Origin of the sequence: Niastella soli (genome assembly GCF_017742245.1) — a bacterium.
Classification (GTDB): domain Bacteria; phylum Bacteroidota; class Bacteroidia; order Chitinophagales; family Chitinophagaceae; genus Niastella; species Niastella soli.
The window spans coordinates 331,620-357,362 of the sequence record NZ_JAGHKO010000004.1 but is presented as its reverse complement, the minus strand read 5'-3'; the positions used below and the strand labels follow the sequence as shown (position 1 = coordinate 357,362).

At 44.7% G+C, this 25,743-nt stretch carries 22 protein-coding genes; 15 read left to right on the top strand and 7 right to left on the bottom strand.

Translation table 11 applies throughout. From position 1 onward, the window contains the following. Positions 1-13: 13 nt before the first annotated feature. Positions 14-367 carry a YciI family protein gene (locus J7I42_RS16315; protein WP_209139904.1) on the bottom strand — a complete coding sequence of 118 codons (354 nt, stop codon included), beginning with the start codon at positions 365-367 and terminating at the stop codon, positions 14-16. Positions 368-536: 169 nt separating this feature from the next. Between J7I42_RS16315 and J7I42_RS16310 the strand changes: the two genes are divergently transcribed. Continuing rightward, positions 537-1,478 carry a hypothetical protein gene (locus tag J7I42_RS16310; RefSeq protein ID WP_209139903.1) on the top strand — a complete coding sequence of 314 codons (942 nt, stop codon included), beginning with the start codon at positions 537-539 and terminating at the stop codon, positions 1,476-1,478. Positions 1,479-1,989: 511 nt separating this feature from the next. Here the strand turns inward: J7I42_RS16310 and J7I42_RS16305 are convergent. Both J7I42_RS16305 and J7I42_RS16300 read right to left on the bottom strand, forming a co-directional pair. Continuing rightward, entirely contained in the window at positions 1,990-2,904 is a 915-nt protein-coding gene (locus J7I42_RS16305) for a DMT family transporter (RefSeq protein WP_209139902.1), read from the bottom strand. Between the two features lie 10 nt (positions 2,905-2,914). Further along, entirely contained in the window at positions 2,915-3,721 is an 807-nt protein-coding gene (locus J7I42_RS16300) for a 2,3,4,5-tetrahydropyridine-2,6-dicarboxylate N-succinyltransferase (RefSeq protein WP_209139901.1), read from the bottom strand. 145 nt (positions 3,722-3,866) lie between these two features. On the opposite strand from J7I42_RS16300, the gene J7I42_RS16295 reads away from it, so the two are divergent. From J7I42_RS16295 to miaA, 6 genes are all read left to right on the top strand, one after another. Then, entirely contained in the window at positions 3,867-5,267 is a 1,401-nt protein-coding gene (locus tag J7I42_RS16295) for a hypothetical protein (protein ID WP_209139900.1), read from the top strand. Between the two features lie 78 nt (positions 5,268-5,345). Next, the gene (locus J7I42_RS16290; RefSeq protein WP_209139899.1) at positions 5,346-5,915 is read left to right on the top strand and encodes an L-threonylcarbamoyladenylate synthase; all 570 of its coding nucleotides are present in this window, start codon (positions 5,346-5,348) and stop codon (positions 5,913-5,915) included. Between the two features lie 14 nt (positions 5,916-5,929). Next, positions 5,930-6,919, top strand: a complete 990-nt coding sequence (locus tag J7I42_RS16285; RefSeq protein WP_209139898.1) for a glycosyltransferase family 9 protein — start codon at positions 5,930-5,932, stop codon at positions 6,917-6,919. Between the two features lie 36 nt (positions 6,920-6,955). Continuing rightward, the gene (locus J7I42_RS16280; RefSeq protein ID WP_209139897.1) at positions 6,956-8,506 is read left to right on the top strand and encodes a CCA tRNA nucleotidyltransferase; all 1,551 of its coding nucleotides are present in this window, start codon (positions 6,956-6,958) and stop codon (positions 8,504-8,506) included. A gap of 285 nt (positions 8,507-8,791) precedes the next feature. Then, positions 8,792-9,361, top strand: a complete 570-nt coding sequence (locus J7I42_RS16275; protein WP_209139896.1) for an IS1096 element passenger TnpR family protein — start codon at positions 8,792-8,794, stop codon at positions 9,359-9,361. A gap of 149 nt (positions 9,362-9,510) precedes the next feature. Then, on the top strand, positions 9,511-10,425 hold the full coding sequence (gene miaA, locus J7I42_RS16270; protein ID WP_209139895.1) for a tRNA (adenosine(37)-N6)-dimethylallyltransferase MiaA: 915 nt from the start codon (positions 9,511-9,513) through the stop codon (positions 10,423-10,425). Between the two features lie 258 nt (positions 10,426-10,683). Here miaA and J7I42_RS16265 read toward each other — a convergent pair whose 3' ends face one another. Both J7I42_RS16265 and J7I42_RS16260 read right to left on the bottom strand, forming a co-directional pair. Beyond that, complete coding sequence (locus J7I42_RS16265) at positions 10,684-12,222, bottom strand: hypothetical protein (RefSeq protein ID WP_209139894.1); 1,539 nt, start codon at positions 12,220-12,222, stop codon at positions 10,684-10,686. A gap of 244 nt (positions 12,223-12,466) precedes the next feature. Then, entirely contained in the window at positions 12,467-13,315 is an 849-nt protein-coding gene (locus tag J7I42_RS16260; protein WP_209139893.1) for a hypothetical protein, read from the bottom strand. Between the two features lie 209 nt (positions 13,316-13,524). On the opposite strand from J7I42_RS16260, the gene proS reads away from it, so the two are divergent. Continuing rightward, positions 13,525-15,003 carry a proline--tRNA ligase gene (gene proS, locus J7I42_RS16255; protein ID WP_209139892.1) on the top strand — a complete coding sequence of 493 codons (1,479 nt, stop codon included), beginning with the start codon at positions 13,525-13,527 and terminating at the stop codon, positions 15,001-15,003. A gap of 181 nt (positions 15,004-15,184) precedes the next feature. Beyond that, positions 15,185-15,676: a DUF5362 family protein gene (locus tag J7I42_RS16250; protein WP_209139891.1), complete on the top strand. Its 492-nt coding sequence runs from the start codon at positions 15,185-15,187 to the stop codon at positions 15,674-15,676. Between the two features lie 27 nt (positions 15,677-15,703). Here J7I42_RS16250 and J7I42_RS16245 read toward each other — a convergent pair whose 3' ends face one another. Beyond that, entirely contained in the window at positions 15,704-16,468 is a 765-nt protein-coding gene (locus tag J7I42_RS16245) for an RDD family protein (RefSeq protein ID WP_209139890.1), read from the bottom strand. Positions 16,469-16,708: 240 nt separating this feature from the next. Here J7I42_RS16245 and J7I42_RS16240 point away from each other — a divergent pair, with 240 nt between their 5' ends. The 6 genes from J7I42_RS16240 to truB all read left to right on the top strand — a co-directional run bounded on the left by J7I42_RS16240 (position 16,709) and on the right by truB (position 23,230). Further along, on the top strand, positions 16,709-17,677 hold the full coding sequence (locus J7I42_RS16240) for a stage II sporulation protein M (RefSeq protein ID WP_209139889.1): 969 nt from the start codon (positions 16,709-16,711) through the stop codon (positions 17,675-17,677). A gap of 16 nt (positions 17,678-17,693) precedes the next feature. Further along, complete coding sequence (locus J7I42_RS16235; protein ID WP_209139888.1) at positions 17,694-18,554, top strand: hypothetical protein; 861 nt, start codon at positions 17,694-17,696, stop codon at positions 18,552-18,554. A 23-nt stretch (positions 18,555-18,577) separates the two neighbouring features. Further along, positions 18,578-19,807 carry a DUF4350 domain-containing protein gene (locus J7I42_RS16230; protein WP_209139887.1) on the top strand — a complete coding sequence of 410 codons (1,230 nt, stop codon included), beginning with the start codon at positions 18,578-18,580 and terminating at the stop codon, positions 19,805-19,807. A 3-nt stretch (positions 19,808-19,810) separates the two neighbouring features. Next, positions 19,811-20,785 carry an AAA family ATPase gene (locus J7I42_RS16225; RefSeq protein WP_209139886.1) on the top strand — a complete coding sequence of 325 codons (975 nt, stop codon included), beginning with the start codon at positions 19,811-19,813 and terminating at the stop codon, positions 20,783-20,785. A gap of 206 nt (positions 20,786-20,991) precedes the next feature. Next, positions 20,992-22,338 (top strand): DUF58 domain-containing protein, encoded by a 1,347-nt coding sequence (locus J7I42_RS16220; protein WP_209139885.1) that lies wholly within the window; start codon positions 20,992-20,994, stop codon positions 22,336-22,338. 184 nt (positions 22,339-22,522) lie between these two features. Further along, on the top strand, positions 22,523-23,230 hold the full coding sequence (gene truB, locus J7I42_RS16215; protein ID WP_209139884.1) for a tRNA pseudouridine(55) synthase TruB: 708 nt from the start codon (positions 22,523-22,525) through the stop codon (positions 23,228-23,230). 198 nt (positions 23,231-23,428) lie between these two features. Here the strand turns inward: truB and J7I42_RS35605 are convergent, their stop codons facing one another. Continuing rightward, positions 23,429-25,645, bottom strand: a complete 2,217-nt coding sequence (locus J7I42_RS35605; protein WP_209139883.1) for a BamA/TamA family outer membrane protein — start codon at positions 25,643-25,645, stop codon at positions 23,429-23,431. Positions 25,646-25,743: the final 98 nt, after the last annotated feature.

Below are 25,743 nucleotides of genomic sequence, written 5' to 3'. Positions count from 1 at the left end.
CTGGCTGCTTTTATTAATGGGTGCCATCATTTTTGGCCATCAATCTCACTTCCACACTATTGCCCTCACCTTGTAAAACCGGGCAACCCTTGGCAAATTCAGCGGCTTCTTCAACCGAGCCGGCTTTTACAACCATGTATCCGCCAATGGTTTCTTTTATTTCACCGAATGGACCATCGGTAACAACGCCCTGGTGCCACACTACTTTACTGTCATCAAACAGCAACCCGTTGCCTTCAACAAATTTTCCCTGGGCAGCAATACTTCCAATCCAATCCATGGTCTGTTTCATCCAGATCTGCATCTGTTCTGGCGAAGCAATTTTTTTGCCATCCTGATGCCTTAAGATCAACATGTACTCATTCATGTTTTTTAGTTTTAAGTTATTGAATATAATTATTATGCCCTTATTACAATCGAGGTTGTTACAATTGGACAGGTGGATAGAAATATTTTCTAGATAATGCCATTCATGGATTCTAATTTTTCAATTGCGGGAGATGGTGTAACTTATAAGACAATAAAATTACTAAGCTATGAGAAAAGCAGCGTTGACCAGCCTGGTGTTCGTTGCGTGTGGGTTTGCAACGAATGCCCAGTTCTCTGTTTCACCCAGAGTGGGTATTGAACAGGCTTTTAACTGTGTGAAGTACAACAACTCGTCCTGTATTAATCCAATTTCACCTAACATCTCTCCACAAGTAAGTGTGAGGGCCGATTATCTCTTCAACAATGTTCATGGCCCGTTTGTAGGTATTGCAAGTAACCGTTCCCTTGTCACCTATGAGTTTGCCAATCCGGAAACTGGCGACAAGGAATTTACTTCCGCTCAGGGCGACTGGAAGCTTCGGTTGGAAGCTGGTTATCAGGTAAGCAGTAAAGCCATTGCTTTGGGTAAGGCGGCCAAACAAACAACTGAGCCGGCTGTATCTACCGCTAATTTAAGTCCGTGTGCGGCGGCGCGGGTAATGAGGGCTCAGGCTGCTGTGCCGCAAAAACCAGTGATGAGCCTGCGGGTCCAGCCCTATGCGGGAATGGCGTTTGTGCCCAATCCTGAACCGGGTATTACCACGGCTGTTCAGGGAAGCGAAACTGTTTACCAGTACCATGCCGGTAACTATACGTCTGCTTTTATCACCGGAGTTAACCTGGCATTTGCCAAAGGCAGTGTGAGCAAGTATGTGATAGGTATACAATACCTCAAAGGCATTGGCAATATGAACACAGAAACATTAAATACTACTATCGAGAATAAATTAACTACAACTACTTTATCTTCATCTTCATCTGCCTGGAATATTAATATCGGCATTCCGCTTTCCTTTAGCAAGAACAAACAACAGGCGGCGCCGGCAAAAGCGGTAGCGCCGGTAAAACGGGAAACGCCAGCAACAGTAGGGACTGCCAAACCTGCCGCAACAGCACCGGCTAAAAAGTCGTGCAGTTATTACCGGAGCAGGTGCTCGCACTGGGATTGATGAAAGTGCAAAAGGCAGAGAGCAAAAAGCAGAGACGGTTCCCGAATTTCGGAAACCCATTGCCGATTTAATGTCGTTTAGTTAATGTTTGTTTTAAGAAATTACTTCCTGGGAATCCTGGGAGAGGTTGGGGTGGGTTTATAATGTTACTATCCTTGTGTTTCAATTCCAGGTTAATCAAATCAATACCCCTACCATCAGTGTTTATGTACTGCACGCTGCGGTCTCCCAATGTGTGGATTGCCCAATTTTGCCAGAAAACACCGCTTTTAACAGAGGTTAGAACTATCTCTGATTCATTGCATTGTGATAGATATCCCGTACATATCCCGTATATATCCCGTATATAAGCCGTACATATCACGTTCCTATATAGGTACGGCTTATGTACGGCTTATAGCTTAGATACTTATAAGTAAAATTCGAATATACCCTGAATAATCTGTATATATGAAATGGGAATCCTGCGTGCTGAACCAGGAACTGCGTACTATAAACTGTGCATGGTAAACTATTTGCGTTTCCAGCCAATAAGGATAACACCAATTACAACCAACACGGTACCAATAATTTGTGCGGTGAAGATCTTTTCGCCGAGGATGAAATGTGCCTGAATGATGGTTGAAACGGGGCCAACAGCTGATATAATGGCCACATTGTTGGAGCCGATGTGTTTCATGCCGGTCGACATCATAAAAGTAGGCAAAACAGTGGCGATTGTAGCGAGTAAAATGCCATACCAGATAATGGGCGTGCCGCCTTGTTGCAGGTCGTGCAAACCGCGGCCTTGCAAGGCAAAATGGGTAAAAACGCCGGCGGTGGAGGCCAGCATGGCATACGCGGTAAAGCGGGTAACACCCACAGTGGGGATCATACGGCCGCTGCCGACAATATAAACGCTATAGGTGATAGAGCATAAAAAGATAAGAAAGCTGCCCCAGAAAAAGTTAGGGTTTGACGTGTCAATGTTCAATTCGCCTAAATAAGCGATGCCAATGCCCGTGTAGGTAAGCAGCAGGGCTATTTTTTGCGTGCGAACAACCGGTTGTTTAAAAATAAAGGTGTTGATCAGCACGGCGAAGGTGGGGTACAAAAAAAGGATCAGCCGTTCAAGGCCTGCTGTAACATATTGCAGCCCAACAAAATCAAAAAGGCTGCTGAGGTAATAACCAAACAGGCCAAGACCGATAACACCCAGCCATTGCCGGGTAGTAAGCGGGGTGAGTCCCTTTTGGCGGGTGAGCCAGACTGCGGCCAAATAGAAGGGAAGGGAAAAAGTCATGCGTAACATCAGCAGGGTAAGGGCGTCCATATGCGTGTGTGCAAAAGCCACTTTTACGATAATGGCTTTTGTTGAAAACAAAATGGAGCCTGTTATGGTAATGAGGAAACCCGCTAGCGCAACAGTATGTTTTTTCCCTTCCAAATATTAAATCTTAAACGGATACATTAAAATCTCTCAGCGCATCATTCAAACTTGTTTTCAGGTCAGTGCTGGGTTTACGCTGACCAATGATGAGTGCGCAACTAACATGGTATTCGCCCGCAGGGAATTTTTTAGCATAGGTACCGGGGATCACCACACTGCGTGCTGGTACCCGGCCTTTGTATTCAACCGGTGTATCACCGCTTACATCGATGATCTTGGTACTTTGTGTTAATACTACGTTGGCGCCCAATACTGCTTCTTTTTCAACCACAACGCCTTCCACCACAATACAACGGCTGCCGATAAAACAACCATCTTCCACAATAACAGGCGTAGCCTGTAAAGGTTCCAGTACACCGCCAATACCTACACCACCGCTCAGGTGCACACCTTTTCCGATCTGGGCGCAACTGCCTACAGTAGCCCAGGTATCCACCATGGTGCCTTCGTCGACATAAGCACCGATATTTACGTAAGAAGGCATCAGTACCACGTTTTTGGCCACATAAGCACCATAACGCGCTACAGCGTGGGGTACAGCACGTACGCCCAGTTCTTTATAATTTTTCTTCAGCAGCATTTTGTCATAGAACTCAAAAGGCTCCATAGTCCAGGTTTGCATTGGCTGGATGCCGAAATACATCAGGATAGCCTGTTTTACCCATTCGTTCACTGCCCATTTGCCATCGGTGGGGCTTGCCACGCGCAAACGGCCTTTATCAACTTCTTCAATAACAGCTTTTACCGCGTCGGTATATTTTTTTTCTTTTAATAACTCGCGGTTGCTCCAGGCTTCGAGTATCAGGTCTTGCATTTCTTTAAATTTTTGCAAACATAAGTCAAACAAGGCACAAGACATAAGGTTTAAAAATCAGTTAAGGATAACAAGCTGATAATTTTAAGGGAGTTGGCGCATTGCAATGGTTTTTATATTTTGGGGCTTTTACACTAACCAGAACATGCGCACCCTATTATTAATCATTCTTTGTTTAATTACCTCCCAATTATTCAGTCAGGAAAAACAATTGGAACAAGCCATTGGCTGGAAAGGCAATGCAATTGAGATACATACTGTTTCAGATAACGCGAAGCAACAATGCGGATTGCTGGTGGCGAACGAGGATAGTATCAGGGTTAGCTGGATAAACAGTAACAAGCAGGTGGTGAAACAATTCGCTATGGCACGCGGATTAGAGGAGCCGTTATTGGGCGGGTTTATAAAAGAAGGAAAAATGTATCTCTACAATCAAAATCCTGAAGCCCCGGTTGTGCGTGCCTGGAAGCTGGATAGTGCAACAGGGGATGTAACCGAATCCGGTATTCCTTTAGATTTTAAAGATGAAAACCTTGTAAGTGCCGTAAACTGTGGTGATCATTTTGTGTATGTAAACATTAACCCCAAAAACGCTGAGTTGTTAGTGCATGACTTTGCCAATGAGCATGAGTATGCTACGTTACGATATCATTTCGATCCGGAACTCTGGCGAAAACTGATTAAGACCGCCAATATAAAAAAGGGCCTGCAGGTAGGAAACATTGAAGTGGAGGGCGAAGGCAATTTGCCTTTATCGGCCTGTGCAAATAAAATATATTCCAGGAATGATACCTTGCTGTTGTTAATGAATAATGAATTAAAGGAAACCAGCGTGTACTGTTTCGATCTGAAAAATAAACAGGTAACCACAAGAGGGGTTTCCCATTTTGCTGGCTTCCCGTATAAATCATCTGATGATGCGGTAGACAACTCTTTTCTGGTACAGGATAAATTATTGTATGTAAGGGTTTCAAAAGACAGCATGGGCATTCAGATCCTGAATTTTTATACGGGGGCAACGCTTACTACATTCAAGGCTTCGGCAAAAGAGGTGCTCGGGTTCAAAAATTCACTTATTTTTAGTGAACCTTTCATTGAAGGCGACCGGTTACCTGAAACTGACCAGTTGTACCGGAAAATTTTGCGTAATTATCCCCTGATCATGGCAATGCCAACGAATAACAATCAGTTGGCCATAACAATAGGATCAAGTTCCATTACAAATACAGTGGCAAGAGGGCATAACTTTATTCCTGTACCTCTTTTAATACCCGGAATGTTTCCGCTACATTTACTGATGCTGCCAGTAGCAGCAGGTCCAAAAAAAGTTGTTCCGGAAACTAATTATTTCACAATGCTGATTGATGCAGGTTCGGGAGAACATGTAAAGGGAGCGCCGCCAACGATCCTGAGTAAAGAAATTGAACAATTTTCAAAGGACCTGAAGAGGCCTCCCTTAGGAGAAACCCTTTTTATGATCAATGGCGGATATTATTATGCCTATTACGATAAAAAAGGCCGTAAAGTGGTGATTTTAAAACTGTAACTGGTATTTTCCCCGAACTGCATTGCCAGGTTTTCCCCCTGGTATGGGCTATTGGCATTTTGACATTACATTTGCAGCATGGATTTTTCACACGACGTTGATCACTGTTTAAAAGTGTTGCAGGGTGGGGGGCTGATCCTTTACCCTACGGATACCATCTGGGGCCTTGGCTGCGACGCTACCAATGCGACGGCGGTTAACCGGATCTTTAATCTGAAACAGCGCCCCGAGGCAAAAAGTATGATCATTCTGCTGGCCGATGAAAAAGAGCTGATGCAGTATGTGGCGCATATTGACCTGCAGGTGTTCGATTACCTGGCCAAGACAAAAAAGCCTACCACGGTCATTTATGAGGGGGCCATCGGTTTGGCCGATAATGTGATCAATGCCGATGGAACGGTAGCTATTCGTATTGTAAAGGATGCTTTTTGCAAACACCTGATCAAGCGGTTGCGCAAACCCATAGTATCTACTTCCGCCAATATCTCGGGCGATCCCTCGCCGGCCATATTTCACGATATTTCGCCGGCGATCTGGCAGGGCGTTGATTATATAGTACAACACCGCCAAAAAGAAACTACTCAACATGCGGCTTCATCCATTATAAAATGGAATAAGGATGGAAGTGTCACGGTGATCAGAGCGTAACAACAAACAAACTAATGAAATTTCTCGTAATACAAACAGCCTTTATAGGTGACGTGGTACTGGCAACGGGCATCGTGGAAAAACTGCATCGGCATTTTCCTGAGGCGCAAATTGATTTTCTGGTAAGAAAAGGCAATGAAGGCCTGCTACAAAACCACCCATACCTGCACGAAGTATTGATCTGGGATAAAAAGAACGGCAAGCTGAAAAACCTGTGGAAGCTGTTACGCCTCATTCGTAAACGCCGGTATGATAAAGTGATAAATGTGCAGCGTTTTGCCGCCACCGGTATACTCACGGCTTTTTCGGGCGCCAAACAAACGATCGGGTTCAATAAAAATCCGTTAAGCTGGCTGTTCGATAAAAAAATAGTACATGTTATCAGCGACGTGAACCATCCCATTCATGAAGTTGACCGAAATAATGAATTGATCAGGGAGTTTACCAATGAGGAAGTGATAAACCCGCACCTGTATCCTTCTGAACAGGATATAGCTATGGTGCAGCCTTATAAAAAGCCTCCTTATATCACCATTTCACCAGCATCGGTATGGTTCACCAAACAATTTCCGAAAGATAAGTGGATCAGCTTTGCCAAGGAGATCCCGGCGAACTATACCATTTATTTACTCGGTGCGCCGGGTGATGTAGCGTTGGCGGAAGAGATCCGTACAGTGGGTGCCCGTGCTACTGTTGTGAACCTGTGTGGCAAGCTTAGTTTTTTACAATCTGCGGCCCTCATGAAGGAGGCCGTTATGAATTATGTAAATGATTCGGCGCCCATGCATTTTGCTTCATCGGTTAATGCACCGGTTACGGCGGTATATTGCTCAACACTGCCTTCATTCGGGTTTGGGCCTTTGTCTGACAAGCGGTTCATTGTAGAAGTACAGGAGCCATTAAGCTGCCGCCCATGCGGGTTGCATGGCCGGCCTGCGTGTCCGCTGGGACATTTCAAATGTGCTTATGAGATAACCAATGCCCAACTATTGAATAGTTTATAGTTTATACCCCGAAACATTAATTACATTTGTTGTTTGATGGATATAAAATGCAACGATAAGGAACTGTTTGTTTTTAAAAAGATCGCACATGCTGCTGAAGAGCTGAAGGTGCCCACCTATGTAATTGGTGGTTTTGTACGCGACAAATTATTGGGTCGCGCCACCAAGGATGCTGATATTGTTTGTGTGGGCGATGGCATTCAGCTGGCACATAAGGTTGCAGAACGGTTCCAGCCCAAACCATCCGTTTCTTTCTTCAAGAATTTTGGTACAGCCCAGATAAAGCTGAAACATTTTTATGAAGAGGAGCCCGGTGCTGTTGATCACAAACATATTGTTGCCGAGGATAATGGCCAGGAGGGAAAGGTTTTTGACACAGAGGCGGAGCCGGTACAAGAAAAGTCGGCTCTTGAAATAGAATTTGTAGGGGCGCGAAAAGAAAGTTACCGGTACCATAGCCGGAACCCGGAAGTGGTGCCGGGAACATTAAAAGACGACCAGGATAGAAGGGATTTTACCATCAATGCCATGGCCATTTCCCTGAATGCCGAAGATTATGGTAAGCTCATAGACCCATTCAATGGGGTGCTTGATCTTGAGCGGAAGATCTTACAGACCCCGCTCGATCCGGACCAAACATTCAGTGATGACCCTTTGCGTATGATGCGGGCCGTTCGGTTTGCCTCGCAACTGAATTTTACCATTGCTCCGGCTACCTTTCAAAGCATCAAGGACCATGCAGACCGCATTAGAATTATTTCGCAGGAACGCATTACTGAAGAACTGAATAAGATCCTGTTAAGCGCCAAACCATCTGTTGGGCTCGATCTGTTGTACCAAAGCGGGTTATTGCATATCATCTTTCCTCAGCTGGTTGACCTTGCGGGTGCTGAATATATAGATGGTTTAGGGCATAAAGATAATTTTTATCATACCTTACAGGTAGTAGATAATATTTCCAGACATACCAATGACCTGTGGTTGCGTTGGGCAGCTTTGCTGCACGACATTGCCAAACCGGCCACCAAGAAGTTTGAAAAAGGCCATGGGTGGACGTTCCATGGACACGAGGTTGTAGGGGGCAGGATGGTACCCCGTTTGTTCACCAAATTAAAATTGCCACAAAATGAAAAGATGCGTTATGTGCGCAAACTGGTTGAACTGCATTTACGGCCTATAAGCCTTACAAAAGAGAATATCACTGATTCTGCCATACGCAGATTGTTGTTCGATGCTGGTGATGATATAGATGGGTTGATGATGTTGTGTGAGGCCGACATTACCTCGAAGAACAAACAAAAGGTGATCCGCTTTCTTGAGAACTTTGAACTGGTTCGTCAGCGATTGAAGGAGGTGGAGGAAAAAGACCGCATTCGTAACTGGCAACCACCCATCACCGGTGAAATAATAATGGATATCTTTGGGCTGTCACCCTGTAAAATAGTGGGTGACCTGAAAAACTGCATCCGGGAAGCCATTCTGGATGGTGAAATTGATAACACGTATGACGCCGCATACGATTTTATGATGAAAAAAGCAACAGAAATGGGGTTGCAGATTGTTAACAAAAATGCAGCCGGTAACTGACCGGTGCTGCCTTCCAGGTAGTATTTTTTCCCTCTTAACTATAGTTTTATTTGCATAAGTCAATATCACTGTGTATGTTCGGGTATTTTGTTGCTATGTAAATACTTAAATTGCATAGTTTGAGAGTTGGGGAATTGTCTTATTTTTGACCCGAGGCAAGGACGCAGTGTATTAACAGGAAAGGTGTGCCGGCTGGCACGATTATAGAGAATTATATTTCGAATAAGCTCAGTATTCAGCAATAAGTATAATAAAATCAGAAACACGTAACCTGAAATTTTAAGTATGGCTGTTTTAAAATTCAGAATATATTTTGAAGAAGATGACAGTATCTACCGCGATGTTGCCATTAAACACACGCAAACTTTTTTGCAGTTGCATCAGGTAATACTGAAAGCGTACGAGTTTGATAACAAACATCAGGCTACTTTTTACCGTAGTAATGATAACTGGCAACGCGGACGCGAGATCTCTTTGGCCGTTTACGACAAGGCTTATAAAGTGGCCCCCTTGCTAATGGAGAATACGGCCATTGGTACGGAGATCAAAGATCCCAACCAGAAATTTATTTACGTTTACGATTTTGTTAAGAACTGGGGCTTTTTGGTAGAATTGATCAGTGTTTCCAAAGAAGAAAGCAGCAAGATCGATTATCCTGCTATGGTAAAATCCGAAGGGATCGCTCCTTCTCAGTATGGCACCAAAGGCATTGCCGGTGACAAGCTTACTGAAATGGAAGAAAAATACGATCTGAAAGCCGGTACCGAAGGTTTTGGCACTGAAGGCGACAGCGACGACGAAGAAGACCTTGGTGAGAGTGAAGAAGCCGAAGAAGGCCAGGATGATGAAGCATAAATGCAATTGCTGATTTCTGGATTTAGCGATTTTGTGATTTCATTATTTTCGAGAGTAATAAGAAAATTCAAATGCGCTAAATCTCCAAATCCCATAATCAGGAAATCTCAAAATTTGTTGTGGGTTCTCTACAAGCTCAGACAAATAACATGAATAAAAAAACTTGCGTTATTTTAGCCGGGCCCACCGCTGTGGGCAAAACGGCTGCCGCTATTGAAATAGCCCGCCATTTTAATACTGAGATCATTTCTGCCGATTCCCGGCAATGTTTTAAAGAAATGAACATTGGGGTTGCCAAACCTTCCCCTGAGGAACTGAAACAGGTCCATCACTATTTTATCAGCACCCATTCCATTCATGATACTGTAAATGCTGCAGTGTTTGAGCAATATGCGTTACACGCAATTGATAAAATTTTTCAGCAACAGGATATAGCTGTTGTTACCGGTGGTACCGGTTTGTATATAAAAGCATTTTGTGCGGGGCTCGATGATATGCCGCCTTTATCGCCCGAGATACGCACTGTCATTCAGGACCAATACCAGCAACACGGGCTTGCCTGGTTGCAACAACAGGTAAAAGAGCAGGACCCTTTGTATTATACTACGGGCGAAATACAAAACCCACAGCGACTGATGCGCGCACTGGAGGTTATACAGGCAACGGGCCAGAGCATACGCACCTTTCAACAACAGAAAAAAGTTACCCGTCCTTTTAATATCATCAAACTCGGACTTGAATTGCCAAAACCAGAATTACATGCGCGCATTAATACCCGGGTTGATATAATGATGAAACAGGGATTGCTGGAAGAAGTGGAAACGCTGTTGCCTTATAAAGAGTTGAATGCGTTGCAGACAGTTGGGTACAGTGAATTGTATGAATATCTGGAAGGAAAAATATCGCAGCAACAAGCCATCGATCAAATAAAAACAAACACCCGCCACTACGCCAAACGCCAGATGACCTGGTTTAAGAAGGATGGGGAGATGGAGTGGTTATCTCCGGAGGCGATAGGTGAGATGGTTAATAGAGTTGACCAGGTGACCAGGAAGTCAAATTGATGAGGGTGACGGAATTGATAGGGTTGATATGGGAGGAAGAAAGGTGATATGTTGACAAGTTGATTAGGGGAATAGGTTAAAAAGTGGAAGACCTGTAAGGTGTATCATTTGGGCTTGCCATAGTAGTGGGTTGAATTGCATCCCGCAAAGCGGGACAAGCTCTGACAGGTCTGGTTTAAAAAACGGATAAGACCTGTCAGGACCGCTTAAACCGCCTAATTGCGCATGACCCTATGGCGGACCTTACAGGTCTTTTGTCTATAATTTAAAACCTATCGTAACCAGTATTTGTCCGATCTTGCTTTTGTAATCAGCGTATACGTTTGATTTGGGTGCAGGTAACAGGTATGGGAAATGAGCATCGTGTGTAAGGGTATACACATAGGTAAGGTCAAGAAAGATCCCACTATTGCGATAACCCACGCCACCGCTGAGCAATGTTTTGCCGGAACTAACAGGTGAATTTTCATACGGATTGCCATAATGTGCAAATCCCAACCGGGTCATAAATGTGTTGAACTTCATTTCACCACCCACGCGAAAGTTAAAGGCGCCTTTATACATGCCCTTTACCACCTTGTTCACGTCATCATAATAAGATTGGTCATCACCCTGATCGGCAGGGCTGAATTTCGAAGAACCATAGGTCACATACTCTATATCAGCTGAAATAAAGCCTCTTTGCTGGGTTACGTCTTCCACTGCATTAAATACATGCGAGCCGCTAAGCAGGAACTTCCAGGGGGAAGACATGTCGTATTTATATTCCGGGTCCTGGCCATAATAACTTTGATCAATGCTGTCGACGCCCGGATAGTTGGGCGCGAACAGATTTTCTAGATCGGTAACCATTTTGGCGGTATATCTTTCCTTCAACCCGTATACAGTGGGCGTATTAAAGGAGATCCCAATGCGTGTTTGTTGTTCGGGTTTAAAAATAACGCCGAACTTGGCATTAAAGCCTACGCCGTTTATGGAGGATTTTTCTTCGAACCGCGAGTAGCCAAAATTATTGGTTACGTCCTTGTTAGGGTCCGATTCAAGAAAGGTGGATGTACGTTCGTAGCTAAGGATGGGGATGCCAATGCTACCGCCAATATAGAATTTGTCGCGCAGGTTAGCGGCATAGCTGATGGCGATCTCGATAATGCCACCCTTGGTATCGATCTGGTTTTGCTGATTAACGGAATTGAGGTATTCAGGCCGTCCAACCACTTCTAACCCATTTTGGGTGGTTGCGGTATCTATGAGGTAGGTGTAAATGGCTTCTTTTGTTCCCAGGGAAAGATAGGGGCTGTAGCGCACATCACTGAAGGGAACGCCCGACCGGGAAAACTCTTCGGCAAACTGTTCTGAATAAGAACTGTGATCATTATTTCCTTTATAGTAAATGGTATTATTAAAATTGGCGCTTCGGTTTATGGCAATACTAAAGGCCTTGCTAACCCAATTCATACCGGGATCGCTGTTGGCAGAGACAAAACCGGTAGTGCTTACATTAAACCTGTTTATATTATTGCTGCGGGCATCTGAGCCGCGATAGTTGCTCTCCGTATGGCCCAAGGTAAAGCCCGGCGTGAGTACAATTTCACTTAGCTTATAAAACCCCAATCCGGCGGGGTTTACAAAGTTGTTGGTTATTTCACCCCCCAGCGACCCTATAGCGCCACCAATGGCCTGGCTACGGGCTGTACCTGAAACGGGGTTCCAGTTCAATCTTATTACGTCTTCGGGTACCTGGGAAAATGCCTGTGTGCCAATTAAAGTAAGTATTGCTATCGAAAGGGTGTACTTCATGTTGCGTTCGTTGTATGAGAAAGTGGAAACGGCAGATGGCAGACTGCAAAAACATGACTCTCTCAACTACCTGTTTTCACGTTTACAATTGGAAAAAGCAATTTTATCTGTAGTAAGAAGATTACACTACAGTAATTGCCAATTATATTGATTTTAAAGAGTGCTGTTTTAAAATTTCATTGTAATCAGGGTGAGGGCAACCGAAGGGGTTTTTCTGCCTTCTGCCGTTTGCCTTCTGTCTTTCTTAATGGCCACGGCTTGGTCTTGCACCGCCGCTACCCGTTCCACCGCCACCACCGCTGCTGCCACCAGAAGAACCACCGCCATATGAAGGTGAGTAAGACCTTACGGGTGTTGAAGGGGTGTAAGATGGGCTGCTGGAAGAACGTTGTGATGGTGAGTAATAGCTGTCATTTGAAAGGCTTCTGTGCAATCCGCCCGAATTGCCATTGTTATTGCTGTTGCTTGTATTATACCGGCCGTTGGCGGAATTGTAAATGGGTCTGTTGCTATTTACGTTGCGGTTGTTGTAATTGTTGTTGGTGTAACTGCTCAGGTTGAAATTACGAACAGACTGATAGGCCACGGGGTTCGATTTGGCGCTTACGATCATGCCACCACAATAAGGATTGTAATAACTGTTCCAGTAATAAAAACTGCTAAAGTATGGGTTAAAGGCAGTCATTGCCCAGGGATTGTAATAGCCATACGCATAAGGCATTCCTATGCCATAACCGCCGTAGAAGCCACCATATCCGCTATACATGGAAGGACCATAAAATGAAGAATAGGGGGTGTATGGGCTGTAGCCTCCGTAATAACCGCCGTTGTATTGCCAGTCGTTATAGGAATCGAACGTGTTCCAGCGGCTTCCGTACTGGCGCATCCGCAGGTAATTGTCCTCGGGGTTGGAGTTATCGTACCGGTCATAGCTGCGGCCCTTTCTGGGATTGTCCACAGTCAGGTAGGAATCATCCACGGTTCTGCCAGGTGAATAATACACATCATCGGGTGTTTGTCCAGAACGGTATACCGAACAGCTGGACAATGTAGCTATCGCCAGCATTACGGGGAGTATATTTCGGAGCCTCATAGTAATGGTTTTATGCGTTTTACATGGGTAAAATGCTACTTTTGCATTTTTCCTAATTAAAGGTACAATAAAAAGCCAGTAAATTATTAGTGGCCGAATGTTAAAGTTTATCGATAAAATACCTGATAATGAGGACGGAAGGGGCCGTTAGGGGTTCTTAAATTGTAATTAAAAAACGCAGAAACCCGATCTATACAAACAAATAAAACATGAGCAAAGAGATCACCAGCCGAAGCACAGACTATTCGCAATGGTACAACGACCTGGTTATTAAAGGCAGCCTGGCCGATTATTCGGCTGTAAGAGGCTGTATGGTAATAAAACCTTATGGGTTTTCCCTGTGGGAGAATATGCGCGATGCCCTTGATAAAATGTTCAAGGACACCGGCCACGTTAATGCCTATTTCCCGCTGTTCGTTCCCAAAAGCCTGTTTGAAGCCGAGGAAAAGAACGCCGAAGGATTTGCCAAAGAGTGTGCAGTGGTAACGCATTACCGTTTAAAGACCGATCCTTCCAAAAAGGGCGGCCTGATGGTTGATCCCGATGCCAAACTGGAGGAAGAGCTGGTGGTTCGCCCAACCAGTGAGGCCATTATCTGGAACACGTACAAAAACTGGATCCAATCATATCGCGATCTGCCTTTGCTCATAAACCAATGGGCCAACGTGGTCCGCTGGGAAATGCGCACCCGTTTGTTTTTGCGTACTGCCGAATTTTTGTGGCAGGAAGGGCATACCGCCCATGCTACTGCCAAGGAGGCCGTAGAAGAAACCGTGCAAATGCTGAATGTGTATGCCGATTTCGTGGAGAACTGGATGGCGTTACCGGTGATAAAAGGGGTAAAGACCGAGAATGAACGCTTTGCCGGTGCCGTAGATACGTATTGTATCGAGGCCCTGATGCAGGATGGTAAGGCTTTACAGGCCGGTACCTCGCACTTCCTGGGTCAGAATTTTGCCAAAGCCTTTGATGTTAAGTTCTCAGATAAAGACAACAAACTCGATTACGTATGGGCCACCAGCTGGGGCGTGAGCACCCGTTTGATCGGTGCCCTCGTAATGGCACACAGCGATGATGATGGTTTAATTCTGCCTCCAAGGATCGCTCCCTTGCAGGTAGTGATCGTTCCCATCTACAAAGGGGAAGAACAAAAGGCCAGGATCGATGAAAAAGTACTGGAACTGGTAAAACAACTGAAAGCCCTGGGTGTACGGGTAAAATACGACGACAACGACAATACCCGCCCCGGTTGGAAGTTTGCTGAATACGAAATGAAAGGTGTTCCGGTCCGCGTGGCCCTGGGTTTACGCGATCTGGAGAACAATACCGTAGAACTGGCCCGTAGGGATACCAAGGAAAAACAAAGCGTATCTCTGGACGGATTGCCAGAACGCATAGTGGCTTTACTGACTGAAATTCAACAGGCTATTTTCAACAAAGCCCTGGCTTACCGTGATACGCATATCACCAAAGTAAATACCTGGGATGAATTTGTAAGCACCCTGAATGAAAAAGGTGGTTTTATTTCAGCTTTCTGGGATGGTACTTCTGAAACGGAAGAGGCCATCAAGGAAAAAACAAAAGCAACCATCCGCTGTATTCCGCTCGATACCCCACAAGAAGAAGGTGTTTGTGTTTTCTCAGGCAAGCCTTCCAATCAGCGTGTATTGTTTGCACAGGCTTATTAATTGAATTCATAATATAAAGAGATACAAGGATTTTGAGATTATTCTCAAAATCCTTTTTTATTTTGGGCATGGGTAATCAGATAACCATCTTAAGTTCCTGGCGAACATGCCTTAGTTCCACCGCATTTTCATACCTTGTTTTACCATCCTGAAGAAATTCGTTCACCAAAAAACACAAAAAATGGAGCAATACAATCAGGCAGCTTCACAACCCGGTCAAAACCTGTTTGAGCTGCAGGTTGATCAGCAAAGCATCAATTACCTGGGTGAAACAGCCCGCTGGGCGAAGTTCTTATCGATCGTGGGGTTTGTGTTGTGCGGCATCATGATCATTTTTGCCCTTTTCTTTGGGAGTATTATGGCCACCTTCAGCAAGATCGGCAGCAACAGTGGTAATGAGGCATTCAGCAGCACCATGCTGGCTGGCAGCTCTGCCTTTTCCCTGGTGTATGTTGTAATAGCGTTATTATACTTCTTTCCCTGTTTATACCTGTTTAATTTTTCTTCTAAAATGCAAACGGCATTGCGTAATAACGATCAATCAACCCTGAATGCAGCTTTTGGGAATCTTAAATCCTGCTTCAAGTTTGTGGGGATCCTTACGATCGTTGTTTTGTCGTTTTACCTGTTGGGAACTGTAGTTGTTGTATCAGTTGCTTCTATGATGAGGTAAAAGCAAGTTATAAAGTTTGTTAGTTATTTAGTTAGTAGAATAATAGTTGTAATCCTTCAGTAAAGTTTGTAAGAATTCAAGAGAATCCTGATCGCTTGTCATTTTAAGTTTTGATTGAATGCGATAGGCGATCTTGAGGGAGAGGTCGTAATCATTCCGTCTTTTTACTGTTTCAATAATATTCTTCAGGGTATTGATGTCACGGTCAGTCAACTGCATCACCTGCGGATAACGGGGTTGATAGGTTGACTCTACCTCGGTAAACACGGTGTCCTGCCAGGAAGTACGTTTCTTAAGGTCAATTAAAATGGTACCGGCCACCAGGTCGCCTACACGTTGCGATTTGGGCGTGGCAATTACGCAAATTAGACCGGCAAACAGGAACAGCACCACCCACCAGGTTGAATACCCCGAAAAACTTCCGAGGAACAATAATATGGGAAAATCAATAATGCGAAACAACCAGCGAATGAGGTATTGGCTTATAGAGGGTTCACCACCCTGAATGGTCATTACTTTTATTTGCATGGCCATTTTTCCAACGCTTTGTCCGTTCATCAGGATCTCGGAGATCAGGTGATAGAAAATAAACGGGAGTACATATAACACCACGCGGTAGGTTTCATCGTTCCAGTTCTCACCGATCAGGCCAGACAGGATCTTACCGCCCATATACAGGTAAGTGCCCTGGATGGTAGCATCGATAAGCCAGGCAAAAAAGCGCCGGTGAAAAGGACTGAGCGCAAACTCTACTTCAATATTAAAGCCAGTATCTAATTTTACTAATAGCATATTAAAATATGTTCCAGGTTACAAGGTACAGGTTACAGGGGGAATTCCAAAGCAAACCGTGACACGGTTACAGACTTATAATGTTTGATAATAATGAATTATGTTGTATAATTCTTTCAACCATAACAAGAATTATCTGTTTTCCAACGTTATAACGTTCAAAATTTTACTATTATATTTACTTGTGCCATTTAATTTGGGCCTGAATAGGTAGATTTGAAACAATAAAAATACGTCTGAGTGAGAGAAGGACTATTTATAAAGAAAAATATCGATAAGTGGCGGAAGTATCAATATGAAGAAACCACCGATCCTGATGAAATGGCGCAACAGTTCACCGAACTGGTGAATGACCTTGGGTACTCCAAAACGTTTTACCCACATAGCAAGGTTACTCAGTATTTGAACGATCTGGCCTCGCGGATCTATCTTAGCATTTACCGGAATAAACGGGAAGAGACTTCCCGCATTGGCCGTTTTTTTAAAACAGAGCTGCCGCTCACGGTGCGCAAACACCATCGTGAAATACTCTATGCCTTTCTCATCTTTGTTGGTTTTGCGGTCATGGCGGCTTTTTCAGCAGCCCATGACGAATCGTTTGTAAGAGGAGTGCTGGGCGACAGTTATGTTGAAATGACTGAAGATAATATTTCCAAAGGCGACCCTTTTGGCGTGTACCGGCATACGAACGCCCTCAATATGTTCGCCTACATTGCCCTGAATAATATCTATATCTCATTCCAGGTTTTTGTTTGGGGTTTATTTCTTGGGTTGGGCAGTGTATATGAATTGTTCACCAATGGCGTAATGGTAGGTTCTTTTCAGTATTATTTTTTTGCAAAGCACCTGGGCTGGTCTTCCGTGCTGGTGATCTGGATCCATGGTACATTGGAGATCTCTGCCATTATTTTGTCGGGCGCAGCCGGTTTAATAGTAGGTAATAGCATTTTATTTCCTGGTTCCCATAAAAGGATACACTCCCTGATGCAGGGGGTGAAAGACGGGCTAAAGTTAATGATCGCGCTGGTGCCTATATTGCTGGTAGCGGCCTTTCTGGAAGGTTTTGTGACCCGGTGGTCTTACTATTCCATGCCCCGTTGGGTGAGTATATTGATCCTGGCCGCCTCATTTATTTTTATTATGTGGTATTTTGTGTGGTATCCCATACAGGTACAACGTAAAACAAAAGCCGAAAAAGCAGTTGAATAAACTATTTGCCCTGTCAATGAATGTTGTTGCATCATACCGGTTATTGATCCCCGCTGTAAAAACCTTCAGGTTAATAGCCTGTTTGGTGGCGTTACTGGCCTGTTCACCCCTGGTCCAGGCGCAAACAGACAAGGATGAAGAGGTTATTGAAGCGCCTCCAGTAGAAACAACGGATAACGTAGAGACAAAGATCGGCACGCTGCCTGCACCGCCGGAATTCCGCCTGGTACCCGATTCAACCGTGCACCGGTATCAAAAAGAGGAAGATTTTGCATACGCCAATGACCCCGCGTACTGGAACCTCGAGCGCGAACGGGAGATGAAAGAAAAACGCGAAAAGGAACTCCAGGATATGGAGAAAGAGTCAGCGGAAGCGGTTGATCATAAAAAGGGATTCTGGGACCATTTCAATGATCTTTTTGCCGGTGGCGGCATTCGAACTTTCATCTACTTCATACTGGCCTTATTTTTTGTGTTTGTCATTTACCGCCTAATGGTGGTGAACAACCTGTTCTATTTTTCCAAAAAGGTAAGAGGAGGGGCAGCTGCGCATACGGAGGCTGCTGATATCGAAGATGGCAACCTGGATGAAAAGATCAGAAAAGCCATTGTGGCCGGTGAATACCGCCAGGCCGTCCGGTATATGTACCTGAAAAGTCTGCAACTGTTGAATGAAAAGGAGTGGATCAAATTTCATGCAGATGCTACCAACTACGAGTATGTGATACAAATGAGCAAACACAAGCTGGGTAACGATTTTGGGTTTTTAACCCGGATCTATGATTATGTGTGGTATGGGGAGTTTATTTTGTCGAAAGAACAGTTTGAGATAGTACATAATAATTTCAGCCACTTTTACAACGCCGTGAATTCTTGAAACCAATTATAAGATATCGATTTTTGCTATTACTGGTGGCGTTTGCCACCCTGATAGTTAGTTGTGATTCAGGCAAGCACATGAACAAAAAGGTAACGCTTTGGCGTACCGATAAAATACCCTACGGTACTTATTACGCCTATGAGAACCTGCGTCATATTTTCCCTGATGCCAGGGTGGTCCTTAATAAAAGATCGCCCGACCGGTATAAAAGCTATAAGCTGAAAACGGAAAAAGAGGATGAGGAAAGCACTAGCATCAGTGATGATGATCCAGGCACCAATTATATAATCATTTCAAACCAGGTCATTCCAGATGAAAGCGAAATAAATGCGTTGTTTAGCCTGGTAGGCAAAGGGCAGCATGTATTTATATCGGCCCTCACTGTTAGTGAAAGTCTGTTGGATAGTTTACATTTGAAAGCAGCCCTTTATACCGGTTCTTTCAATACTGAAGATTCCCTCACCATAAGCGTCAATAATCCCGAAACAAACGATTCGCTGTCCTACACGTATCCTGGTAAGGCGCTGGATAATTATTTCGTTTCAGTTGATTCCACCATTACAAATATTTTAGGAAGGGATAGGTATGGGCGCCCGAATTTTGTGCAGTTTAACTACGATGGCGGTGGTTCCATTTTTATTCACCTGGCGCCTATGGCGTTTACCAACTTCTTTTTATTACATAAGAATAATAAATCGTATTACGATAATGCGTTGTCCTACCTGCCTAAAAACAGTTCGGTGGTACGGTGGGATGATTACTTCCGCTATCATTCAGCGGGTAATGACGATAATAACGGAAAAAGTTTGTTTGGCGCCGGCAGCTGGTTAAGCAAACAAAAGGGGCTGTCGATGGCCATGATGTTACTATTGGTGGTGTTGTTGATCATTTATTTGTTCGAAAGCAAACGCAAACAACGGATCATTCCTGTTATTCCGCCATTGAACAATGCGTCGGTTGATTTTGTGAAAACCGTAGGCCGCTTATATTTTCAGCGGCATGATAACAAGAACCTGGCCCTGAAAATGACGACGCACTTCCAGGACCATGTGCGCAATAAATATGGTATACGAACTGCTTTAAGCGATCCGGAGTTTGAAAATAAACTGGCCTGGAAAACAGGGTACAATCCCAGAAATCTGAAGAACCTGTTGTTCTATATGAATACGTTGCCGGAGATGATTGATGTAAGCGACGGCGACCTGCTTCTTTTTAACCGTAAATTAGAGCACTTTTATAAATACGCATAATACATGGAAAACTTTTTCGATGTCAGGACCGATCTCAGCGCCCTGCAACAATCGGTACAAACCTTAAAACAAGAGATAGGTAAAGTGATCGTTGGGCAGGAGCAAATGGTGGAATTATTGCTGGCTGCTGTTTTAGCCGATGGACATGTACTGATTGAAGGCGTGCCCGGAGTTGCCAAAACACTTACTGCCAAATTGCTGAGCAAAAGCATTTCGGTTGGTTTTTCACGTATCCAGTTCACCCCTGATCTGATGCCCAGTGATGTAATTGGTACCTCTATTTTCAATCCCAAGGATTCAACTTTTCAGTTTAATAAAGGACCGATCTTTAGTAATATCGTGCTCATAGATGAGATCAACCGCGCCCCGGCAAAAACCCAGGCTGCGTTGTTTGAAGTAATGGAAGAGCGGCAGATCACCGTTGACGGTCATTCGTATCAGTTATCGGTACCGTTTATGGTGGTAGCCACCCAGAACCCTATTGAACAGGAAGGGACCTATCACCTGCCTGAAGCGCAATTAGACCGTTTTTTGTTTAAGATAAATGTGTCGTATCCTACCGCCGAGCAGGAATTCAGGATCGTGATGCAACACCACCATCAAAACCTGAATGAAATGATCGGTCAGGTAACTACGGTGCTTTCTTCTACCCAGGTACAGGAGCTGCGCAAACAGGTGCGTTCTATTCATGTGGAAGAAAAGCTGGTCAATTTTATCACTACTATTGTTGCCAATACGCGTAATCATAAATCAATCTATCTGGGCGCTTCCCCCCGGGCATCTATTGGGATCTTAAATGGTGCCAAGGCGCTGGCTGCTATGCGCGGCCGTGATTTTGTAACGCCCGATGATATCATTTTTGTTATTCCGCCGGTATTGCGTCACCGTATTGTATTGACACCGGAAAAAGAAATGGAAGGTGCTTCTGCTGATGATGTGATTCAGCAAATAGTGACCAGTATAGAGGTGCCGAGGTGAGTTGATAAGGTTGATGGAGTTGATAGAGATATTGAGAGGGGCTTTTGTGGAAGAAGGAGATTGACCAGTTGATCAGGGAGGAAGTAGGTTGACAGGTAGATAGGGTTGATAGAGGGGGCCGCGTCGCGGTGTCTGCCGTCTGCCGATTCACGATTGCCGATTCACGAAAAAGCACCAGAATAACAAGATACACCACAATAGTACTAATGAATCTTTATAAGAGATACATACTTCCTTTGTTCTTCGGCCGGCGTTTTTACTGGTCGTTTGTAGCAGTTATATTATTGTTCATACTGTCGTATAACTGGCCCGCATTGTACCCGGTGGCAAAGATTTGTCTTTGGTTTGTGATAGCCATCACCGTAATTGATTATGCGTTGTTGTTCCTGCGCCGGGAAGGGGTGCTGATCCAGCGGATAGTAAGCGACCGGTTCAGCAATGGCGATACCAATATAGTGAAGCTGCTGGTTACTAATAAGTACCATTTTCGGATCAGTATAAAGGTCATTGATGAAATACCGGTGCAATTCCAGCGTCGGGATTTTTCGGTAGATGCCGTGCTGGACAGTGATGAATCGAAAAATATTACCTACGATCTGCGCCCTGTTGAACGGGGAGAATATATTTTTAACGATACCAATGTATTTGTAAAAAGCCCGCTGCAACTGGTGGTGCGCCGTATAAAGAGCGAAGGGGAGCAAATGGTAAAAGTGTTGCCCTCGTATTTAGCCTTGCGTCAGTTTGAGTTAGTTGCCTACAGCAACAACCTGGCCGAAGCGGGTAGTCGCAAGGTGCGTAAAATAGGACATAGCCTGGAGTTTGAACAGATCAAGGAATACGTTACCGGGGATGACCTGCGCAGTATAAACTGGAAAGCCACCGCCCGTAAAGGCGGTCAGCTGATGGTGAATAAATATACTGATGAACGCAGCCAGCAGATCTACTGCATTATAGACAAAGGCCGGGTAATGAAAATGCCTTTTGAAGGAATGTCGCTGCTGGATTATGCTATTAATGCCACCCTGATCCTTTCAAGGGTAGCGCTGATAAAACAGGATAGAGCAGGGTTGGTCACTTTTGCCGAGAACATCGGGCATTTTTTACCGGCCAACCGCAAGGCTTCCCAAATGGGACATATACTGGAAACCCTGTATAACCAGCAAACGAAGTTCCTGGAAAGTGATTATGAAAAACTGTATGCGCATATCCGCACCCGCATTTCACAACGCAGCCTCATTGTGTTGTTTACCAATTTTGAGTCATTATCGGGTTTGCAAAGGCAGTTGCCTTACATCCGGTCAATTGCCCGTAGTCACCTGGTGTTGGTAGTGTTTTTTGAAAACACCGAATTGCGTCAGCTTACAGAAGATCCGGCCATGGATACGGAATCGTTGTATACCAAAACCATTGCGGAGAAGTTTATGTATGAAAAGCGGTTGATCGTAAAGGAATTGCAGCAACACGGCATTTTTACTATCCTCACCGCACCACAGAACCTTACTGTAAACACAGTGAATAAATACCTGGAACTGAAGGCCAGACAGGCGATTTAATCATCCTATGAAAATGCGATCCGTTAAAAGCATAACCAGCAAATAATAATAGGCAGATTGGGGGAGATGCCCTATGATTGGTCTGCTATCGTTTACAAAGTAGATCATATTACCGGTAAATTCATTCCCATAAGAAAGGTTGATTAGTACGATTACAGCGAGTGATAAACCTTATTTTTGCCGGATGCAAGCCGCACAAAAAAATACATTTGAAGACGGACAGGTTTTATTGATCAATAAACCTCTTGAGTGGACTTCCTTCGACGTAGTTAGAAAGATCAGGAACACCCTGAAAATTAAAAAGGTAGGTCATGCGGGCACCCTCGATCCGCTGGCTACCGGCATGCTTATTTTGTGTACAGGTAAATTTACCAAGCGTATCAATGAATACATGGCACAGGAAAAGGAGTATACCGGCACCTTTACCTTTGGTGCAGTTACCCCTACCTACGACCTGGAGAGCGAGCCTCAGGACTTTAAAGATCATAGTTCCATTACCACTGAGCAATTACAGACAATTGCCGCGCAGTTCACCGGCGAATTGATGCAGGTGCCACCTATGCATTCGGCCATTAAAAAAGATGGTAAACGGGTGTATGAACTGGCACGTAAAGGCCAAACCATTGAGCTGGACCCACGCCGGGTCGTGATCTCGGCATTTGAATTTACAAAGATAGAACTGCCTGTGGTCCATTTCAGGGTGGTTTGTTCAACCGGTACCTATATCCGCAGCCTGGCCAATGATGTGGGAAAAGCCGCTGGTTGCGGCGCTTATCTCAGCAGTCTGTGCCGGACGCGTATAGGGGAATTCACGCTGGATAGATCTATGACGATGGATGAAGCGCTGGAGTGGATTGCTAAGGAGAAGGAGACAATGGACAACGGGAAATAAGAAAAAGCCCTTTAAGTAAAGGGGCAGGATAAGCTGTGGCAATTGCAAGATGCCGGTTTACTAGTTATTAAGTTATTAAGTTGGTAAGTTATTAGGTTCGTAAGTTGTCGCGAGTCTTAACCCAATAACCCAATAACCCAATAAATTTAAGAACTGGCAATAGGTGCCTGAAAAGCAGGTAACCAGTAGTAAGTATCTCTAAAATGGATAACCCAACCCTAATTGAAACTGCCCGTTCAATACGCGCAGATCATTGAACCAGCCATCATTCACAGTGGCATGGGCCGGGTCTTTTAATTTATAGGCCCAGTCGAGCCGGATGAGGAAGAAATCAAAATCGAAACGCAAGCTGCTGCCGGCGCCAATGGCCAGGTCTCTATATAAACGATCTATGTGGAAGCTGGCCTCCGGGATCTGTTGATGACTGGTGTTATCAAACTCTTTACTCCAGATATTACCCATATCAACAAACAGGGCGCTGTTCACCCTAATGCCCGCAATAGTGGTGAGGTTAAAACGGAATTCGGTGTTGAACTCCAGTTGCATATTCCCAAATCGCTCGATGTTCTGCTTCTCATTTTCATAAACGGTGGAAGACCCGGGGCCTAAATGCCTGATCTGCCAGGCCCGCATACTATATGGTCCGCCGGCATAAAAGGCTTTAAAGAACGGCAGGTTATTTTCGGGCACTATCACTGATGGTCGCCCCCCGGTGGCCGTATCGGCTTTTCCATATACATACCCATAACCGGCAAAAAACCGGAATGCCCAGGAGGAATGCTTATAGTTAATATAATGCTTGAATTCTCCGTCAACCTTAACAAACCGGGCCAGAGATCCATATTCCAGGTCTTTTATAAGACCGAACAGGGCGCCGCTTTCTTCTATCCGGCCGCGTAACAAAGTAAGTTTATTGTCTTTTTCAATACCGGTTGATACGCTGAGTATCTGGCTCATGATCAAGCCGTTATTAAAGGCAAATTTGTAAGAGGGGATCGTATCTTCCAGTTTTATCAAACTGTCGGTCTTTTGTACATCGGTATACTCATAGTTAAAAGGAATGTACTGCCAGGTCTTGCGCCATTTTTGCCCAACCTGGTCCTGGTCTTCACGGCGCCGGCCTTTTACCCACTCATACCCCCAGGATGCATTGAACGACTTGGATTTGAACAACTGAAGCCGGTCGGTATACGAGGCATTCAGGTTTATTACCGTACGTGGATTTATCAGGCTGTCGGTCTTTATTTTGATGGGTGTTATGAACTTGGGGAAGTTGATGGTATGGGCCAGACTGGCTTGCAGGGTTTGAATAAAGTCGGCCCCCAACTCAATCCCGAACCGGGCGCTGGTCACGGTTTGAATGGCTTCGCGGTAGGCATTCCGGTTCAGCAGGCGGCCATTTACGCCAATACCAAATAACTGGCCGTTGGTCAGGATGTCGCTGACGTTGCGGCTGGCCTCCAAAGAAAGATTCAGGTTTTGTTTAAGACTTGGGTACAGCCTTAATTTGCCATCCAGGGTAGGCACGTTGGTATCCTTGCGTTCAATCAACTCAAAATCCACGTTCTGCCAGGAGCCCAGGCTGGTAAAGTTGTTGATAGTACGGTAATAGCGACGTTGTACATACAGAGACCCCGGCTTCAGGTAAATATTACTGGCAACAAAGGGTAATTTAAACTTTCGGGAATTATAAATGAATTGGTAACCCTTCACATTGACTGTATCGTGTTTGGTGGAGTCGAATTCTTCATAGTTGGCATCGGGGTATACTGTTACCCTGCCTATATAGTACTTCTTTATGCGGCTGCTGTCTTTTACCGGGTGTTGTTTGAACACCACATTAATGGTGGGGTTCTCCCTTTTTTTGCGCAACGAATCCAGTAAATTGATCTGCTCAAACGGATCGAGGGTGGGGTCGATCAGGGCGGCCACCACGGTGTCTACCTCGGCAAATACATCTTCTTTGTTCAATTTATAAAAACCGTTGTTGCGAAAAACGGTGAGCAGCCTGTCCAGTTCATCGGATACTTTTTGTTGGGTATAAGGTTCGTTCTTTTTAAGTAACGACCTATCCTGTTGCCGGCGGGCCAGGCGTTGCAATGCGGAATCACGGAAATCGAATCCGATGGAGTCGAGCCGGAGCACTTTACCCGGGATAACCTTAAAATTGATATGGGCGCGGTATTGCTTGCGTACGGTATCAATATAAAAAGTATCTTTTATTTCAGGATTAAAATAGCCCAGGGAATGCAGCAGGCTGGCCATAAATAATTTTGAACGGTCAATATTGGCCGTGTCAAGTACGGGTGGCTTTTCGAGCACCCGCCGTACCCCGGCATAGTAAATGTACTGGGTTTTTACGCTGTCGTCGAGCTGGTTGGTAAGGCGTTCCTCCAGTTGCAGCTTTTCGGGCACGTTGCCCTGAATATTAATGGTGGTTTTGTAAACAAAGGGTTTTCCTTCTTGGAAATGTTTTGGAACGGTGCAGGAAGTAATTGACGCCGCTATTAAAG

Coding starts and splice junctions, on each gene's coding strand:
- J7I42_RS16315 (WP_209139904.1), bottom strand. CDS start 367: ATGAATGAGTACATGTTGATCTTAAGGCATCAGGATGGCAAAAAAATT.
- J7I42_RS16310 (WP_209139903.1), top strand. CDS start 537: ATGAGAAAAGCAGCGTTGACCAGCCTGGTGTTCGTTGCGTGTGGGTTT.
- J7I42_RS16300 (WP_209139901.1), bottom strand. CDS start 3,721: ATGCAAGACCTGATACTCGAAGCCTGGAGCAACCGCGAGTTATTAAAA.
- J7I42_RS16295 (WP_209139900.1), top strand. CDS start 3,867: ATGCGCACCCTATTATTAATCATTCTTTGTTTAATTACCTCCCAATTA.
- J7I42_RS16290 (WP_209139899.1), top strand. CDS start 5,346: ATGGATTTTTCACACGACGTTGATCACTGTTTAAAAGTGTTGCAGGGT.
- J7I42_RS16285 (WP_209139898.1), top strand. CDS start 5,930: ATGAAATTTCTCGTAATACAAACAGCCTTTATAGGTGACGTGGTACTG.
- J7I42_RS16280 (WP_209139897.1), top strand. CDS start 6,956: ATGGATATAAAATGCAACGATAAGGAACTGTTTGTTTTTAAAAAGATC.
- J7I42_RS16275 (WP_209139896.1), top strand. CDS start 8,792: ATGGCTGTTTTAAAATTCAGAATATATTTTGAAGAAGATGACAGTATC.
- miaA (WP_209139895.1), top strand. CDS start 9,511: ATGAATAAAAAAACTTGCGTTATTTTAGCCGGGCCCACCGCTGTGGGC.
- J7I42_RS16265 (WP_209139894.1), bottom strand. CDS start 12,222: ATGAAGTACACCCTTTCGATAGCAATACTTACTTTAATTGGCACACAG.
- J7I42_RS16260 (WP_209139893.1), bottom strand. CDS start 13,315: ATGAGGCTCCGAAATATACTCCCCGTAATGCTGGCGATAGCTACATTG.
- proS (WP_209139892.1), top strand. CDS start 13,525: ATGAGCAAAGAGATCACCAGCCGAAGCACAGACTATTCGCAATGGTAC.
- J7I42_RS16250 (WP_209139891.1), top strand. CDS start 15,185: ATGGAGCAATACAATCAGGCAGCTTCACAACCCGGTCAAAACCTGTTT.
- J7I42_RS16245 (WP_209139890.1), bottom strand. CDS start 16,468: ATGCTATTAGTAAAATTAGATACTGGCTTTAATATTGAAGTAGAGTTT.
- J7I42_RS16235 (WP_209139888.1), top strand. CDS start 17,694: ATGAATGTTGTTGCATCATACCGGTTATTGATCCCCGCTGTAAAAACC.
- J7I42_RS16225 (WP_209139886.1), top strand. CDS start 19,811: ATGGAAAACTTTTTCGATGTCAGGACCGATCTCAGCGCCCTGCAACAA.
- J7I42_RS16220 (WP_209139885.1), top strand. CDS start 20,992: ATGAATCTTTATAAGAGATACATACTTCCTTTGTTCTTCGGCCGGCGT.
- truB (WP_209139884.1), top strand. CDS start 22,523: ATGCAAGCCGCACAAAAAAATACATTTGAAGACGGACAGGTTTTATTG.